Annotated in this window: 19 protein-coding genes; 3 read left to right on the top strand and 16 right to left on the bottom strand. The window is 46.2% G+C overall.

Features of this window, described 5'->3' with window-relative positions; genetic code table 11:
• Positions 1–162: 162 nt before the first annotated feature.
• Entirely contained in the window at positions 163–3,105 is a 2,943-nt protein-coding gene (gene fdhF, locus AR442_RS06005) for a formate dehydrogenase subunit alpha (RefSeq protein WP_087920802.1), read from the top strand.
• Between the two features lie 17 nt (positions 3,106–3,122).
• Positions 3,123–3,614: a helical membrane plugin domain-containing protein gene (locus AR442_RS06000; RefSeq protein WP_007612765.1), complete on the top strand. Its 492-nt coding sequence runs from the start codon at positions 3,123–3,125 to the stop codon at positions 3,612–3,614.
• 38 nt (positions 3,615–3,652) lie between these two features.
• On the opposite strand, the gene AR442_RS05995 is transcribed toward AR442_RS06000, so the two are convergent.
• From AR442_RS05995 to AR442_RS05975, 5 genes are all read right to left on the bottom strand, one after another.
• Positions 3,653–3,883: a YrhC family protein gene (locus AR442_RS05995; RefSeq protein WP_012118061.1), complete on the bottom strand. Its 231-nt coding sequence runs from the start codon at positions 3,881–3,883 to the stop codon at positions 3,653–3,655.
• An 83-nt stretch (positions 3,884–3,966) separates the two neighbouring features.
• Entirely contained in the window at positions 3,967–5,109 is a 1,143-nt protein-coding gene (locus AR442_RS05990) for a bifunctional cystathionine gamma-lyase/homocysteine desulfhydrase (protein ID WP_021494369.1), read from the bottom strand.
• A 1-nt stretch (position 5,110) separates the two neighbouring features.
• Entirely contained in the window at positions 5,111–6,034 is a 924-nt protein-coding gene (locus AR442_RS05985; protein WP_014418459.1) for an O-acetylserine dependent cystathionine beta-synthase, read from the bottom strand.
• A 47-nt stretch (positions 6,035–6,081) separates the two neighbouring features.
• On the bottom strand, positions 6,082–6,777 hold the full coding sequence (mtnN, locus tag AR442_RS05980) for a 5'-methylthioadenosine/S-adenosylhomocysteine nucleosidase (RefSeq protein WP_014418460.1): 696 nt from the start codon (positions 6,775–6,777) through the stop codon (positions 6,082–6,084).
• 20 nt (positions 6,778–6,797) lie between these two features.
• Positions 6,798–7,439 (bottom strand): class I SAM-dependent methyltransferase, encoded by a 642-nt coding sequence (locus AR442_RS05975; RefSeq protein WP_014418461.1) that lies wholly within the window; start codon positions 7,437–7,439, stop codon positions 6,798–6,800.
• A 183-nt stretch (positions 7,440–7,622) separates the two neighbouring features.
• Here AR442_RS05975 and AR442_RS05970 point away from each other — a divergent pair, with 183 nt between their 5' ends.
• Positions 7,623–7,826 (top strand): YrzA family protein, encoded by a 204-nt coding sequence (locus AR442_RS05970; protein WP_003152771.1) that lies wholly within the window; start codon positions 7,623–7,625, stop codon positions 7,824–7,826.
• 39 nt (positions 7,827–7,865) lie between these two features.
• Here AR442_RS05970 and AR442_RS05965 read toward each other — a convergent pair whose 3' ends face one another.
• The 11 genes from AR442_RS05965 to AR442_RS05915 form a co-directional block, all read right to left on the bottom strand.
• The gene (locus AR442_RS05965) at positions 7,866–8,582 is read right to left on the bottom strand and encodes a YrrS family protein (protein WP_014418462.1); all 717 of its coding nucleotides are present in this window, start codon (positions 8,580–8,582) and stop codon (positions 7,866–7,868) included.
• Between the two features lie 63 nt (positions 8,583–8,645).
• The gene (locus tag AR442_RS05960) at positions 8,646–10,400 is read right to left on the bottom strand and encodes a peptidoglycan D,D-transpeptidase FtsI family protein (RefSeq protein ID WP_014418463.1); all 1,755 of its coding nucleotides are present in this window, start codon (positions 10,398–10,400) and stop codon (positions 8,646–8,648) included.
• Between the two features lie 53 nt (positions 10,401–10,453).
• A complete protein-coding gene (gene greA / locus AR442_RS05955; protein WP_003152766.1) occupies positions 10,454–10,927 on the bottom strand; it encodes a transcription elongation factor GreA in 474 nt (157 codons plus the stop codon).
• 253 nt (positions 10,928–11,180) lie between these two features.
• Entirely contained in the window at positions 11,181–11,816 is a 636-nt protein-coding gene (udk, locus tag AR442_RS05950; RefSeq protein ID WP_003152763.1) for a uridine kinase, read from the bottom strand.
• A 6-nt stretch (positions 11,817–11,822) separates the two neighbouring features.
• Positions 11,823–13,091, bottom strand: a complete 1,269-nt coding sequence (locus AR442_RS05945; RefSeq protein WP_017418217.1) for a peptidase U32 family protein — start codon at positions 13,089–13,091, stop codon at positions 11,823–11,825.
• A gap of 17 nt (positions 13,092–13,108) precedes the next feature.
• Positions 13,109–14,038 (bottom strand): peptidase U32 family protein, encoded by a 930-nt coding sequence (locus AR442_RS05940; RefSeq protein ID WP_007408214.1) that lies wholly within the window; start codon positions 14,036–14,038, stop codon positions 13,109–13,111.
• Positions 14,039–14,044: 6 nt separating this feature from the next.
• Entirely contained in the window at positions 14,045–14,698 is a 654-nt protein-coding gene (locus AR442_RS05935; protein WP_014418515.1) for an O-methyltransferase, read from the bottom strand.
• A gap of 151 nt (positions 14,699–14,849) precedes the next feature.
• Entirely contained in the window at positions 14,850–15,941 is a 1,092-nt protein-coding gene (gene mltG, locus AR442_RS05930; RefSeq protein WP_014418516.1) for an endolytic transglycosylase MltG, read from the bottom strand.
• 111 nt (positions 15,942–16,052) lie between these two features.
• Positions 16,053–16,334 carry a DUF1292 domain-containing protein gene (locus tag AR442_RS05925; RefSeq protein ID WP_003152751.1) on the bottom strand — a complete coding sequence of 94 codons (282 nt, stop codon included), beginning with the start codon at positions 16,332–16,334 and terminating at the stop codon, positions 16,053–16,055.
• Between the two features lie 12 nt (positions 16,335–16,346).
• A complete protein-coding gene (gene ruvX / locus AR442_RS05920; RefSeq protein WP_003152750.1) occupies positions 16,347–16,763 on the bottom strand; it encodes a Holliday junction resolvase RuvX in 417 nt (138 codons plus the stop codon).
• An 8-nt stretch (positions 16,764–16,771) separates the two neighbouring features.
• Entirely contained in the window at positions 16,772–17,038 is a 267-nt protein-coding gene (locus tag AR442_RS05915) for an IreB family regulatory phosphoprotein (RefSeq protein ID WP_003152749.1), read from the bottom strand.
• Positions 17,039–17,094: the final 56 nt, after the last annotated feature.

The raw sequence follows: 17,094 nt of genomic DNA, 5'->3' as shown, positions 1-17,094 counted from the left end.
ACGTGTTACGAGTCTATCGTTTTATACAAATAGGATTGGTCTGTTAGTAAGACTTGCTAGTGAACTATTCCGCCATGCGTATTTATACCGTTCTCCGGACAGGAGGGCGGTATCTATGTGCATGGCTTTTTTTCGAGTTTAAAAGATGGAGGGGAATTGGAAGTGACAGACGTTCAGTCTATCCGTGTCAAAATTGACGGCACGGAGTATGAAGCACCAGAGGGGTCTAAGATTTTAGATATTTTAAACCAAAACGGAATTGAGATTCCGCAAATATGCCATGTACCGGAAGTGGATCCGATTCAAACATGTGACACCTGTATTGTTGAAGTAAACGGGAAATTGCAGCGCTCTTGTTCCACGGCTGCAGAAAACGGGATGTCCATCTCGCTTACGTCGGGAAGGGTAAAAGAGGCTCAGACAGAGGCCATGGATCGCCTGCTCGAGAATCACCTGCTTTACTGTACGGTATGCGATAACAACAACGGCAACTGCACACTGCATAATACAGCGGAAATGATGGGAATTGAGCATCAGAAATATCCATATACGCCGAAAGATGATTCAAAGTGCGCGGTTGATATGTCTCACCCGTTTTACCGCTATGATCCGAACCAATGCATCGCCTGCGGCCAATGTGTGGAAGTGTGTCAAAACCTTCAGGTGAATGAGACTCTTTCAATTGATTGGGAGCGCGACCGCCCGCGGGTCATTTGGGATGAAGGCGTCGCCATTAATGAATCATCCTGCGTCAGCTGCGGCCAGTGTGTCACTGTCTGTCCTTGTAACGCACTGATGGAAAAATCAATGCTCGGCCAAGCCGGATTTATGACAGGTATAAAAGAAGATGTCATGGAACCGATGATTGATTTAGTAAAAAATGTTGAACCCGACTATACAAGCATCTTCGCCGTGTCAGAAGTGGAAGCGGCTATGCGCGATAAACGGACGAAAAAAACAAAAACAGTCTGCACGTTCTGCGGCGTCGGATGCTCTTTTGAAGTATGGACAAAAGGCCGTGACATCCTTAAAATTCAGCCTGTTTCCGATGCTCCGGTTAACGCGATTTCCACTTGTGTGAAAGGGAAATTCGGCTGGGACTTCGTGAATTCGGAAGAACGGATTACAAAACCGCTCATCCGGAAAAACGGCGCATTTGTTGAATCGTCATGGGAAGAAGCCCTTGACCTTGTCGCTTCAAGACTCGGTTCGATCAAGGCCGAACACGGAAATGGTTCTGTCGGTTTTATTTCTTCTTCTAAAATTACGAATGAAGACAACTACGTCATTCAAAAATTGGCACGCCAAGTATTTGAAACCAACAACGTGGATAACTGTTCACGCTACTGCCAGTCACCGGCAACGGACGGCTTATTCCGCACCGTCGGTATGGGCGGAGACGCCGGCACAATTAAAGATATCGCAAAAGCGGGCCTCGTGCTCATCGTCGGCGCCAATCCGGCGGAAGGACATCCGGTTCTGGCCACACGCGTGAAGCGCGCCCATAAGCTGCACGGCCAAAAACTGATTGTTGCCGATCTGCGCAGAAATGAAATGGCTGAACGGTCCGACCTCTTTATCAGCCCGAAACAAGGGACTGACCAGGTCTGGCTCATGGCAGTAACGAAATATATGATTGACCAAGGCTGGCACGATCAGGCGTTTATTGATGAAAATGTCAACTACTTTGATGATTATAAAGAAACGCTGGAAAAATACACATTGGAATATGCGGAGCGCATCACCGGACTTTCTCAGGATACGATCATCCGCATTGCCGAAATGATTCGTGATGCAGACGGCACTTGTGTTCTTTGGGGCATGGGCGTAACCCAGAATACAGGCGGCTCTGATACATCAGCGGCGATTTCCAACCTGCTGCTTGCCACAGGAAACTACCGCCGTCCGGGCGCCGGAGCCTATCCGCTGCGGGGACATAACAACGTTCAAGGCGCTTGCGATATGGGAACTCTTCCAGGCTGGCTTCCGGGATATCAGCATATTACAGATGATGCGGCACGCGCTAAATTCGAAAAAGCTTACGGTGTTGAAATTGACGGCAAGCCGGGTCTTGATAATATCGAAATGCTCCATGCGATTGAAGAAGGAAACATGAAAGCCATGTATCTCGTCGGTGAAGATATGGCGCTCGTCGATTCAAACGCCAACCATGTTCATGACATTTTATCCAGCCTTGATTTCTTTGTTGTACAGGATATTTTCCTTTCAAGAACGGCGCAATACGCGGATGTCATCCTGCCTGCGGTTCCATCTCTTGAAAAAGACGGAACATTTACAAACACAGAGCGTCGTGTGCAAAGATTGTATCAGGCGCTTCCGACACTCGGCGATGCAAAACCCGACTGGTGGATTATTCAGGAAGTCGCCAATCGTTTAGGCGCTGATTGGAATTACACGCATCCTAGCGACATTTTCTCAGAAATGGCGAGCCTTTCTCCGCTGTTCGGAAAAGCAAGCTACGACGTTCTTAGCGGCTGGAACAGCTTCCTGTGGGGAAGCTTTACGGGAGAAAGCACTCCGCTTCTTTATGAAGACGGCTTTAACTTCCCGGACAAAAAAGCCCGCTTTGCGCTGAGCGATTGGGTGGAGCCTGCTGTATTCCCTGAAGAATATGACCTGCATATTAACAACGGACGGATGCTTGAACATTTCCACGAAGGAAACATGACAAACAAGTCAAAAGGCATTCAGTCTAAAGTTCCGGATGTATTTGTTGAAGTATCGCCGGAGCTCGCGGCTGAACGCGGAATTTGCGACGGAACAATGATCCGGCTCGTCTCTCCTTTTGGGGCGGTTAAATTGAACGCGCTTGTGACAGACCGCGTCCGCGCAAATGAGCTTTATCTGCCGATGAACTCTACAGATAAAGATTCTGCGATTAATTTCCTGACCGGGCCTGCGTATGATTCACGGACACATACACCTGCCTATAAGCAGACAAAAGTCCGCATGGAAGTGCTCGGTTCCTGTGATACTCCGCCGCTTCCGAAAACGAATCCGCGGAACAAAAAACGTCATCCGCAAAACGGTGTGGAAGCTCAGCGAAAATGGAACCGTCCGGGCTATGTGCACTTAACTGATTAAGGAAAGGAGGAAACATTATGGCAAGCCCAATTACTGAAATTCAAAAAGAAACGAAAACAGAGGAACAGCTGAAAGCTGAAAAACTGGAAGAGCTGAAGACGCTTCTCGCAGAAAATGAAGAAGCCGTCGCGAAAACGATGTCCATCATGGCAGAGCTGAATAGCTTGGGCATTTTTGATGCCGCCGGCTATATGCTCCAGGCAAAAGAGGAGATTGCCAAAATCGCACTCGGACAGATTTCCCGGGAACCTGTCACCAATCTCCTGAATACGATGATGGCCGCGGGAGGCGCGCTGTCAAAAGCTGATCCCGAATTTATGGGCAGACTTTTAGAAAGCGCCATGGCCGGGACGGATCAGGCGCAAAGATTTTTAAAAGAGGACAGGAAAGTCAGTATGTTTGAACTGATGAAAGCCGTCGGTGATCCTGATATTAACCGCGCGCTCGGCTTCGGGCTGCAGTTTTTAAAAGGAATGGGAAAAGAATTACGCGAAACCCCGTCTGAATAAGAAACGAAAAAACCATTGTCAAAAGACAATGGCTTTTTTTATTCATCGGCCTCTTCCAGCCTCTTTTTATAAATAAGTGAACGATCAACGCAGAAATAAGCGCCCGCTAAAAATACACAATCCGTTACAAACATCAGCATTTTCTGGCCCGCAGTCAGCCCTTGTCCGGGAAGAACCGCGCCGATATAAATGAAGGTGCTGACTGCAAGCAGAATAAATGCGTAATGCTTAAAATCTTCTATTAATGATTTCAGTCTTTTCTTCTCCATATAAGGTCACCTGCCAGTTTTATAGTCTACCAACATTATAATACAAGCTGACAGCCGACAGAGAATGTAAATCTATCCATTCTTTATAAAAGTGAATCAAGCGCCTGTTTCACATCCGCCGTTAAATCCTCAGTATCCTCAATACCGACTGAGATCCGCACGAGCCCGTCGGTAATGCCAAGCGCAAGCCGGCGGTCGCGCGGGATCGAAGCGTGCGTCATTCTGGACGGCACGGAGATTAAGCTTTCAACCGCTCCTAAACTTTCCGCGATCGTAAACAGGTTCAATTTTTCTAAAAACGCGTCGACGCGTTCGCTGCTGCCGACATCAAAGGAAATCATTCCGCCGAAACCGGAGCTTTGCGCTTTTGTCAGCTCATGGCCCGGATGTTTCGCTGATCCCGGATAGTAGAGCGTCTGAACGGCATCATGCGCTTCAAGCAGCCCGGCGATTTTTCCGGCGCTGTGATTGATGGCATCCATTCTGAGCCCCAGCGTTTTAATCCCTCTCATCAAAAGCCATGAATCCTGCGGTCCTAAAACGCCGCCCGTTGAGTTTTGCACGTAATGAAGCTTTTCGCCCAGTTCTTTATCAGCCGTGACGACTAAGCCGCCGACGACATCGCTGTGGCCGCCGAGATATTTCGTCGCGCTGTGAAGCACGAGATCCGCGCCGAAGCTGAGCGGCTGCTGGAAATACGGCGTGTAAAACGTATTATCGACGATAAGCAATACGCCCGCTTCTTTTGCGATGTCAGACATCAGTTTGAGGTCAGTCACTTTCAATAGCGGATTTGTCGGTGTTTCGATATAAATGGCTTTCGTATTCGGGCGAATGGCCTTTTTGACTTTTTCTTCATTGCTCGTATCAACAAAGTCCGCTTCAATGCCGAAGCGGTTCAGCACACCTGTCATCACCCGGTAAGTGCCGCCGTATACATCATCCGTCAAAATAACATGATCGCCGCTGTCAAACAGCATCATGACGGCAGTAATCGCAGCCATGCCTGAGCCGAACGCATATCCCGCCGCGCCGCCTTCAAGCTCCGCAATTAAGCTTTCAAGCGCCGTCCGCGTCGGATTGGCCGTTCTTGAATATTCATAACCCGTGTGCTCGCCCGCTTTCGGCTGCCGGTACGTGCTTACTTGATAAATCGGTACGGAAACCGCTCCTGTTTTTTCATCTCCCGTAATTCCTCCGTGCACCATCAGCGTTTTTTTCTTCATCTTACTGACCTCCTTGAAAAATGTTTTTGCTTATATATCGATCGCTGCCATCAGGGAAAATGGTGACGATATTTGATCCGGCGGGCGCTTTTTTCGCTTCTTCAAGCGCTGTATAAAGAGCCGCCCCTGAAGAGCTTCCGATTAAGAGGCCTTCTTTCTCGGCCGCTTCTCTGACAAGCGAAAACGCCGTATCGTCTTCCACCGTGTAAATGGCGTCAAAATGGTTCTCGTCCATATAATCCGGGATAAACTCCATGCCGATGCCTTCCGTTTTATGGGCATGCGGCTCTCCTCCGTTCAGGATCGAGCCTTCCGGTTCAACGATCACCGTTTTGACGGCAGGATTTTTCTCTTTTAAATAAGCTGCTGTACCGGCAAAGGTGCCGCCGGAACCTGCTCCTGCGACAAAAGCGTGGATATCCCCGCCGAGCGCGTTCCATATTTCGGGTCCGATTGTTTTGTAGTAAGTCAATGGATTTACTCGGTTTTTAAATTGCAGAACGGCATAAGAATTATTAATCTCTCTCTCCAGTTCAAGCGCTTTTCGGATGGCTCCCTGCATGCCTTCTTCTCTCGGCGTATGCACGATGTCCGCTCCGAGAGCTTTCATAATTTGCTGCTTTTCTCTGCTGAAATGCTCCGGGACGCAAAAAACGGCGCGAAGCTGATGCTTTCTGGCGCACAGAGCGAGTCCGATCCCGGTGTTTCCGGCAGTCGCCTCAATGATAACGCCGCCCGGTTTCACCTTTCCCGTGCGAAGCGCATCTTCAATGAGCATCCCGCCCAGCCTGTCTTTAATGCTTCCGCCCGGATTCATCATCTCAAGCTTAGCATAAACCGCTGTTCCCTCCGGTATATCAAAATGCTTGAGACGGAGCAGCGGTGTATTTCCGATCAGTTCTGTAATATCTGTTATCACGTTCAATATGTGTCCTCCTCCTGGAAAAGCGGAGGAGAACGAGAATCCCCCGCTTATTGAATTCGTTTGATGACATTCAGGACAAGCTTAGTTGAATGAACGGCAGCCTGTTCTAAAAATTTATCAAATGAAACGTCAGATTCTTTTCCGGCAATATCAGATAAAGCTCTGATGACAACAAAAGGCGTTTTGAACTGGTAGCACACCTGTGCGACAGCCGCAGCTTCCATTTCAACCGCGTACAAATCCGCAAATTTGGCGCGTACGTCTTCAACCCGCTTCGGATCATTCATAAAAGAATCTCCCGTAGCGATTGTGCCTTTGGCGACTTGAATGCCGTTCAGTTCAGAAACCGCTTCCTCAGTAATGCTGATCAGCTTTTCATCAGCTTTGTATGCTGCCGGAAGACCCGGCACCTGTCCGTATTCATAGTCAAACGCCGTCACATCCACGTCATGATGGCGGACATCTGTTGAGATGACGACGTCGCCTACATTCAATGTATGATGAAAACCGCCCGCTGAGCCTGTGTTAATCACATAATCAGGTTTGAAACGGTCAAGCAGAAGCGTCGTGCTGATCGCCGCGTTGACTTTCCCGATACCCGATTTCAGCAAGATGACTTCGACGCCTTCATAGCTGCCAGTTGTAAACTCACAGTGAGCGATCATCTCTTGTTTTGCGTCTTTCAGTTTGCTTCTTAAAATCGTAACTTCCTCTTCCATTGCTCCGATGACTGCCAGTTTCATTTATACACAATCCCTTCGATTTACCGTTTAATCGCCTCCATTATCCAGACAAAGTCATTTTGCTGCGTAAACCGCGCGGCAAATCCCTCTTCTGAAAAGATGTTTTTCATTGTCCCGAGTGTCGGATAATGTTCCGTCTTTAAATCGTCCGCTAATTGATGATAGCCGTTTCGGATTGCTTTTTTAATGGTTTCATCATAAGCTTCATGATCTTTAAAGACTGTATCGGCAAACACTATTTTATCATGCTTCTGAAGGATTGCGCCATACTGCTTTACAGCCGTTCGCTTTTCTTCATCGGTTAAATGATGAAAGGCGTACGAGCTGACGATGGTATCTATTTGAAAAGGCGGAGCGGGAAACTCCAGAAAATCTCCGTCACTGAACACGGCTTTGTCAGAAAGCTTGTCAGCCGCCAGTTTTCTCATTGACGGAGACGGTTCTACACCAAACACCTTTTTGTTCGCGGCGGCTAATTTCGCCGTTAAATTCCCCGTTCCCGGTCCGAACTCTAAAACGTTTGAACCTGAAAGTGCGACGATGCTGTCAAGAATGTTGTCATATCCTTTAAAAACAGCGGCATATTGTTTGTCAGCCCCGTGCACTGTGGCGTCATAAGTCGCTGCCCAATCTTCAAATAAAGGAATAAATTCACGGCCCATATTTTTCACTCTCCATATTTTATAATTCCTATGAGTATAGTATGGATTAATCATGGAACAGTTACTATCCTATCACAAAAAAGAATGGAAGGGTACTAAAATACTTTGGGATTATTGCGCAATTACGGCAGAAAGGCTTATACTTTCATTGACTCAGAAGAAAAATCAGGAGGATCTGTACTGATGAATTTTCAATTGGATTTAATCAAAGATAAAGTAGAGTTTTTCGAAGCGGCATCTTTGCAGGAGCTTGAAAAGAAAATAAACGTTCAGATTGAAAACAACCAGGCGATTATGCTTCGCGTCCGTTCCGTATCCCATCAGGTGACGGCCGTTGACGGCAGAATCCTTTACAGTGCGTCGGTGCATTTTTCAGCTGACGTATGACAGAAAAAAGCAGCTGATTACTCAGCTGCTTTTTTGCGGTTATTTTAAGGTTTCTACTTTTGTCGGCTTCCAGCCTTTTTTGTCTTTCCAAGTGATGGTGACCTGATACTTTTTGCCGTTCGTTTTGTCTAAAACTTTACCCTTCGCATCTTGCGGGCTTCCATTGTTTCCGAGCCACAGCACTGTCATGTGATCTTTTGACACGCCGGTTGCGTAAGAGATGGCGTCAAGCATTTCGGCCCAGTCTTCAGAGCTTGAGTCATACGTCGCCGCATGTTCTCCCGTCTGCTTTGTGCCGACCGCTTTCCATTTTGGGTTAACAATTGTTTTCTCGACATCGCTTGATGAGCCGCCCTCTGTTATTTTTGCGCCTTTAAAAGGATCGCTTGAATCAGAGTCTTTTTTGCTGCTGTCATCACTTTTCGATGAATCATCGTCTTTTTTGCTGTCAGAGTCTGAAGATGAATCAGATGTGTCCTTATCCTGTTTATCTTTTTTGTCATCGTCTGATGCCGTATCTTTTTTGCTGTCTTTTATGTCTTCATCCGATGTCTGCTTCGTCTTGCCTGATGCAGGTGTTTCCTGCTTCTGGCTCGTGTCCGCTTTTTCGCTCACGTCGCCCGACGGACTGTTGATGAAGAGGCTGACGGCAACGACGACAATAAGAATAGATACGATAGCAATTAAAATGTTAAGCACCATATTTGCTTTTCTGCGCTTATCACGGTTTTCAAAACGAGATTGTTTATTGCTCAATCATTCTGCACTCCTTTATCCCTCTTGCTCAGCATATATTTTAACATGGGCTGAGCGGTTGTTCTATGTCTGATTTATTTCATTTTCATGTACCTTTTTAACAATATCATAAAACACTGTATTTGTCAGAGCCTTATCCCCCGGCGTGTCCATGTGCAGCACCACGAGAGCGTATTTCGGCTTGTCCGCGGGAAAGTATCCCGCAAACCATTTGTGGTAAAGCGTCTGTTTTTCTTTTGTGAACATTCCCGTCTGGGCCGTTCCCGATTTGCCTGCTATCTCATACGGCAGGTCCTGAAACCTTCGGCCGGTTCCTTTCGGTGAGGTGACGACTTCTCTGAGAATTTTTTGAAGCTGCTGCGCCGTATATTTGTCGATGTTTTCCCCTTTTAACTGCTGATCTTTGAATGACGCCATCGTCGTTTTGTTTTTGTATTCAATTTTGTCCGCGATTTTGACTTGTTTTTTTTCACCGCCGCGCGCGATCGCCGCCATCATATTGGCGACTTCAAGAGGGGTGACTTTCACGTTTTTTTGCCCGATCGCCGTCTGTGCGACGGCTTTTTTTACGGTTTTGTCTTTGTCATCTCCCCAAATGACCCCGCTTTTTTCATTATACAGCTGCCTGAATCGGTCTTCCCGGTACAGCTTGCCTTCCCAGCCCGCCCGCTGGGTGAGACCGAGTTTTTCCGCCATGTTTTCAATAACGGAATCATCTTTTTTGATCAATTTTTCCGCAAGGCTTGTAAACGTATAATTGCAGCTTTGGGCAAAGCTTTCTCCAAAACTGAGCGTGCCTTTGTCATCCCCCGGCTCTCCGTACAGGTTGAGATTGCAGTTAAAGGATGTGCCCGGCTTCACTTCGTTTTGTTCTATTGCGGCTGCGGCGATCACCGTTTTAAATACTGATCCCGGATAAATCGGCGTCAGCATGTAATTTTGCAATGTCTGCTGCTTTGACATGTCGGCGTCAGGCTTAGATACCATTCCGAGCACACTGCTTTTTTCAATGTCTAAAAGGACGGCTCCCCCCTTTTTTAACCCGCGGTCTTTCAATACATCTTCCATTGCTTTTTGAATATTGCGGTCGATGGAGGTTTTGACTTGCAGCGGATAAAACGCGTTTGCTTCAGCCGTATATTTGACGTCCATTCCGAATAAAGGGTTTCCCCTTCCGTCGACATGATACAAAAGTTTTGTGTCCTGATCCGCCAGTAAAAACTCATCAAACGTCCGCTCCATCCCGCTTGTCCCGATTTTTGCCGTGATCGGCAGTTCCTTCCTGCCGGGGTATTTCTTTTTCAAAAGCTCAGGGTCCTGGTTTGTCGCGCCCAACAGATGAGCGGCTATGTTTGTTTCTTTGCTGTCTTTCATATATACGCCGTAAATGCCGGGATATTTCAAAGAATTGATATTTGACACGGATTGTTTCGTCAAATGTTTTATTTTTCTGCTGTTCAGGATCACCGGTTTTTTTGCTTCCGTGAGCAGCTGCCTGAGCTCCCTCTGTTTCATTCCGAGAATGTCTGATACCCGGTCAACCGGCCAATCCTGCGTCACGAGAAAGGGAAACAGTATGACGGCAGGCTGCTTTTTTCCGGTCAGTTCTTTGCCGTTCCGATCAAGAAAAGAGCCGCGTCCGTCTGAAATAAGGACTTCTTCCGTCCGCTGCTTGACGCTTTCCTGAATCAGATTAATATTGGATTTTGAAAAAGATTCTGTAAAAAACAGCTGAATTTCAGCCAGCCTCGCAAGGAGAAAGAAAAACACGAGCAGAAAACAAATCACGGCCGTTTTCAGCCTTTTTGATACGATCATAAAAAAACACCTCATCCACATTTTGGACGAGGTGTTTCATTGTTAAACGGATCTTATGAAATTTTCACAATTTTCACGAGCATTTCTCCGCCCGGCGTCTGAACTGTCACTTCTTCGTCCACTTTTCTGCCGAGCAGGCTTTTGGCGATTGGCGAGTCGTTTGAAATTTTTCCTTCAAACGGATCAGCTTCAGCGCTTCCGACAATCGTGTAAGATTCTTCTTCACCGTCCGGCAATTCGATAAATGATACGGTTTTTCCCAAACCGACTACATTTGAACCGCCGTCGTCCTCGATGATTTTCGCATTCCGGATCATGTTTTCAAGCGTCGTGATGCGCCCTTCCACAAATGCCTGTTCTTCTTTTGCAGAATCATACTCAGAGTTCTCTGACAGATCTCCGAAGCTTCTTGCGATTTTAATGCGTTCTACTACTTCTTTACGTTTAACCGTTTTCAATTGCTCTAATTCTTGTTCAAGTTTTTGTTTTCCTTCGTGAGTCATCGGAAAAACTTTTTCTTGTGCCATGTTCCTTCACTCCTTGGTGGTTGTCCCTCAACAATAACGTGTGATTATGTATGAGAGCATAAACGAAAAAATCAAGAATGAGAACACAGGGCAGTCCTCGTTCTTCTCTCCCATATAGGTACTGTTTATCTTAAACTGAATGTGTGTTTTCTGCAAATGTTTCGGTTTATAAACAGGGAAAGAAGGGAACTGTCTCATTCCCTTCCAGCCTATACATAATATGGTCTGAGTTATTTATGTCTATGCTATGGTATTACAAAATTGCATTTTGTTCAAGGATCGTTTGAATCTTCGTGACCATCAGATCGATTGCGACGTGGTTTTGCCCGCCTTCCGGAATAATGATGTCCGCGTAGCGTTTCGTCGGTTCAACAAACTGATTGTGCATCGGTCTGACGACGGACACATACTGCTCAATGACAGAATCGATTGAACGGCCTCTTTCGTTAATATCTCTCATAATCCGTCTGATGATACGGAGATCCGCGTCCGTGTCAACATAAAGTTTCATATCCATGAGGTCGCGAAGCCTTTTATCTTCGAGAACGAGAATGCCTTCCAGAATTATGACATCCTTCGGCTCAACCGGAATGGTTTCCTCAGAACGCGTATGCAGTTTATAATCATAAATCGGCTTTTCTATCGGCCGGTAATTCAAAAGCTCTTGAATATGCTCTATTAAATAGTCATTATCAAATGCGAGCGGGTGATCATAGTTTGTGTTCAGCCTTTCTTCAAACGGAAGATGGCTTTGGTCTTTATAATAAAGGTCTTGCTGGATCATTAAAATCGAGTGTCCTTTAAACTGTTCATAGATGGAACGGGTGACGCTTGTTTTTCCTGATCCGGAACCTCCTGCGATGCCTATAACTACAGGACTCTTACCCATTGGTGATTACTTCCCCTTTCTCATCATGTTGCTCGGATAAATCTTTTTGTCTACTTTAAATGTAACGATTTGCAGGGGATGGCGGGCAGCATCAAGCTCGTTTCCGTCTTCGTCCCAAATAGTGCCGATTGTGAATGTGAAATTGTCGATTTCAGGACCGAAAAATTCCACTTCGTCACCTTGTTTAAAGAAATTGCGCTGCTGGAGCGTCACCATTTGAGTGTCCTCGTTATACGCGAGCACGAGACCGGCAAAATCAAATGTTGTTTTCTTTCCGTGTTCACCGAACATCTGCTCTTCATACCCAGGCGTGCCTTCAAAGAAAGCAGGCGCGGTATCCCGGTTTGCACATTTGTCCAGCTCATCCAGCCATTCTTTTTGAATGACAAAGTTTTCAGGATCAGCGCAGTATGCGTCGATGACTTTGCGATACACGCTGACAACCGTCGCAACGTAATGAATTGATTTCATCCGGCCTTCAATTTTCAGGCTGTCGATGCCCATCTCGATCATTTGCGGAATGGATTCAATCAATTTTAAATCTTTCGGGCTCATCGCAAACGGAGCGTCTTCTTCATCATAGAGTGCGACCGCGTTTGCACCGTCTGTCTGATACAGGTCATAATCCCAGCGGCAGGACTGACAGCAGCCGCCGCGGTTGGAATCCCGGGCCGTCATGTGATTGCTCAGCACGCATCGGCCTGAATAAGCGATACACATGGCGCCGTGGATAAAGGTTTCAATTTCAATATCCACCTTTTCCTTCATTTCTTTAATTTCCAGTCCGCTCGTTTCACGGGCAAGCACCACGCGGTCAAGCCCTTCTTCTTTCCAGAACTGCACCGCTTTCCAGTTGGAAAGGGACTGCTGTGTGCTGAGGTGAATTTCTACATCCGGGGCCACTCTCCGGCATGTTTCAATAATCAGCGGATCAGCGACGATAATTCCGGCAACTTTTGCGTCACCCAACGCTTTTAAGTATTCTTCCAGACCGTCCATATTTTCATTATGGGCGAAAATGTTTGTTGTCACATATATTTTTGCCCCGTATTTTTTGGCAAATTCTACGCCCTCTGCGATTTCTTCTATTGAGAAGTTATCCGCATTTGAGCGGAGTCCGTATTCCTGTCCTCCGATAAAAACCGCGTCCGCTCCGTAATGAACGGCAATTTTTAATTTTTCAAGGTTTCCTGCCGGAGCAAGGAGTTCAGGTTTTTTCGTAATGACGCGTTTTCCGTTTACGACTTTGGAAATGGTTTGATTTACGGCTGTCATCCGTTGCACCCTCCTTTTTAATAGACCGTTTCTTTAAAGAAGAATCCTGTGTCGATGCTTCTGTTCACAGGCTGAATGCTTTCAATCCGCTCTATCCAGCTCTCTTTTTTCTCTTCGTATGTCTCTCGGCTTTCGAAGCACAAATCGATTGCTTCTCTGTACATGCGGGTCACTTCAGTTAAGTATTCAGGAGACTTCAAAACTCCGTCGATTTTGAAAGAATCGATGCCGGCATCCATCAGGTCCTCTAATTCATCAATCATGCACACATCGTTCGGGCTCATGATGTGCGTGCCGTTTTCATCTTCAAAAATCGGGTATTTATTGCCCCGTTCCTTGTCATGCAGAAACATTCCCGCTTCTTTTTTCTTCTGTTCGATGTCCATGACTTTACCCTGGTATTCGAAGTAATGGCCCACTAAAGAACGCTTCGATTGGAACATGCACGTCATGCCGTGGATTTGAATTTCAATTTCGACTTCGGCGTTTTCTTTTATGTCAATGATGCTGTCCATATTTAATTCCTTAGCCAGCACTGCCCGCCGTGCGCCTTTGCGTCCCCAGTAATTGCAGGAATAGTAGTTGGTTCCCGTTGTTTCCGTGCTCCAGTGCAGTTTAAGCTCGGGAGCCGCTTCACGCGCCGCCATTAAAACGGCCGGATCACCGAAAACAGCCGCATCAACGCCGGCCTCCTGCAAAAAGGCAAGATAGCCGTTCAGCTCGTCCACTTTTTCGTTGTGAAAAATAGCATTCACGGCGGCGTACACTTTCGCGCCTTCCTGATGAGCTGTCTTTACGGCTTCTTTTATATCTTCTCTTGAAAATTCACCGGCCAGTCTCAGGCCGTATCTCTGTTCTCCGACTAACAGGGCCGTTGCGCCCGCTTGAATGAGCGGAAGAATATCCTGTACAGAAGTCGGAGTCACCAAAAGTTCAGGTTTTTTCATGATCCTTCACCTCTTCTTTTTACTGATGGCGATGCCGTCTCCGACCGGCAGTATGACCGTTTGATAGTCAGGCCGGTTCATCAGCCATTGGTTATATTGATCAATTTTTTCAACAAGCTTCCGTCTTCTTTTCGGCTCAATGTCCGAGTGATTTTGTGCCACCAGTCCTTTAAACAGAACATTGTCCGTAAAAATGACTCCATCCGGCGCAAGCATCGGTTCATAGAGCTCAAAAAAGTTCGTGTACTGGCCTTTGGCCGCGTCGATAAAAATGGCATCATAAGGAGCCGTGACACGGACAGACTCAGAAAGTTCCAGCGCATCCCCGTGCATTACGTGAATCCGGTTTTCCATTTCAAAGTCTTTTATATTGTTCACAGCTTCTTCATAGCGTTTGTCGTCCCGTTCAATCGTGTAAATATTCGCATCCGGAAGCTCAAGCGCCATCCGTATGGCGGAATATCCGATTGCCGCGCCGATTTCCAAAATGTTTTTCGCCTGTTGAATCGACAGCATTTGAAGCAGCACTTCAATGCCCGCTTCTTCCATAATCGGAACATGGTGCTCTTTTGCATAGGCTTCAAGCTTTTTCACTTTATCAGGCCGAGGCTTCAGCATCGCGTTTATATACTCGTTTATTTGTTCATACCGATCATTCACGGCAAACAGCCTCCGTTCTAAAAAGGAGTGCCCCTGACGAATCCGCGGGGACACTCTCTTAAGACACTTCTTTATCCATAAGTAAACAACCCGATATATTTTATCATAAAACCTTTCAGAATGGAATAAAAGGAGAGCTTTTGCCCTCCTTTTATTCGCTGTCTTTTTTGGAAATATACTTTTCCTTCGCTTTATTATGGTCTTTTAATGTTTTGGTGAAAACAACCTCGCCGTTTGATTTTGCAAGGAAATAGAGATAATCCGTTTTGTCAGGGCGGAGAGCCGCTTCCCATGATGAATCACCGGCATTTGCAATCGGTCCCGGCGGCAGCCCCTTATGTTTATACGTATTAAACGGAGAATCAATTTTCAGGTCTTTGTAGTAGACCCGGCTTTTATGCTTACCGGCCGCATATAATACCGTCGGGTCAGTCTGCAGCGGCATTTTTTCTTCGAGCCTGTTGTAAAAAACGCTGGCGATTTTGTGACGGTCGGCTTTGGCGGTGGCTTCTTCTTCAATAAGTGATGCCATTGTCAGCGCGTTATGGACGGAAAGTTTCTTTTTTTCCAGTTCAGATTTATACGTTTCGATACGGGTGTTTGTTTCCTGAACCATTGCCGTCAAAATCGTGTCAAGCGATGCATCCGGATCATTAAACGGATATGTGGCCGGATACAGATAGCCTTCGAGCGGATGCTTGAGCTTCTTGTTTGAAAGCGCGTCCGTTATCGTATCAGGAAACTGTTTTTTCAGTTTGCCGATGAATGTTTTGTCATCCAGTTTCGCCATGATCTCTTCTTTTGAATATGATGTTTCTTTTGCGATCGCATCCGCAATCTGCGTAAGCTGTTTTCCTTCAGGAACGGAGATCTGAAAGGCATATCCCGTTGATCCCGCGGTCAGTTTTTTGATAATCGCATCCGCATCCATTCCTTTATTCAGGTGGTAAAATCCCGCCTGAAACCCGGAAGCGCCTTTATACTTTACATACAGCTGAAATGCTTTTTTGCTTTTGATGACATGCTGATCCTCAAGAATTTCAGCGATTGCCGAAACGGAAGAACCGCTCGGAATATTAATATTGACTGCCGTTTTGCTGCCTTTGTCAACCGGGGACAGCAGAGATTTTCCATAGAAAAAAGCAACGCCAATGATGATAAGCAGAGCGATCACGGAGGACAGTATTATCGTCGTTTTTTTGTTTTTACGCGGAAATGAATTTTTAGTCTGATTGATATTCATACAAGTATTTTCCTCCCAACAGCTCTTATACTACATGATTCATGTGCATTCGGCAATTTATTACAAAAAAAAAGCCGAAGCGCATATGCGCTCCGGCTTTTTCCGTTCATTTTATTCTTCGTCTTCTTCCGCTAAAAACGTGTTCAGCGTTTCTTCGATCATTTCCCACTCTTCATCGGTTTCAATCGGCATCAGTTCGCCGTCTTCACCGTTTTCGTTCGGTTCGAAGCTTGAAGCGTGAATTTCGATTTCATCATCGTCTTGAGCATCAATCGGATAATAAAGTACGTAAGATTTGTTGAATGTGTCGTTTTCAAATGTGAACAGCACTTCGCAAAGCTGTTCGTTGCCTTGATCATCGACAATTGTAATGTGTTTTTCGCCGTGTTCCATTTCTTTCACCTCTTAGTTTAAACTGTCCAGATATCCTTGAAGGATCATGACAGCCGCCATTTTATCAATGACTTTTTTTCGTTTTTGCCTGCTGACGTCAGCCGCGATCAGCATTTTTTCAGCCGCCATCGTCGTCAGACGCTCGTCCCACAGCACAACAGGGACATTGTACGCTGTTTCAAGCAGTTTCGCAAATGTTTGGCTGGCTTCGCCTCTCGGACCGATCGTCCCGTTCATGTTTTTCGGAAAACCGAGCACGATCTTCTCTACATTATAGTCTTTCATCAGCTCGGATAAACGGTCCAGACCGTAATCTCCTTCAGCCTCGTTTATTTTTATCGTCTCAATGCCTTGAGCGGTCCAGCCCATTTCATCGCTTAAAGCTACGCCGAGTGTTTTCGTTCCAAGATCAAGTCCCAATATTCTCATGAATGTATTTACGCCTCTTTATGCTGTTCTAGATAGGATTTTACCAATTCCTCGATTAATTCGTCACGTTCCAGTTTGCGAATTAAGTTCCGGGCGTCGCGATGCCTAGGAATGTATGCAGGATCTCCAGACAGCAAGTATCCGACAATCTGGTTGATAGGATTGTACCCCTTTTCCTGAAGCGCATCATATACCGTAATCAGCACTTCTTCGACGTTTGTTTCAGCAGAATCATCGGAGAAATTAAATTTCATCGTTTTATCAAACGAGCTCACCGTTTTGCACCTCTTTCCCAAATTCGCAGGCAAAGTTCAGCCTGAGGTCCTCATCT

It is taken from the genome of Bacillus velezensis (assembly GCF_001461825.1).
Lineage (GTDB): Bacteria > Bacillota > Bacilli > Bacillales > Bacillaceae > Bacillus > Bacillus velezensis.
This window is presented reverse-complemented; position numbering and strand designations above follow the sequence as displayed.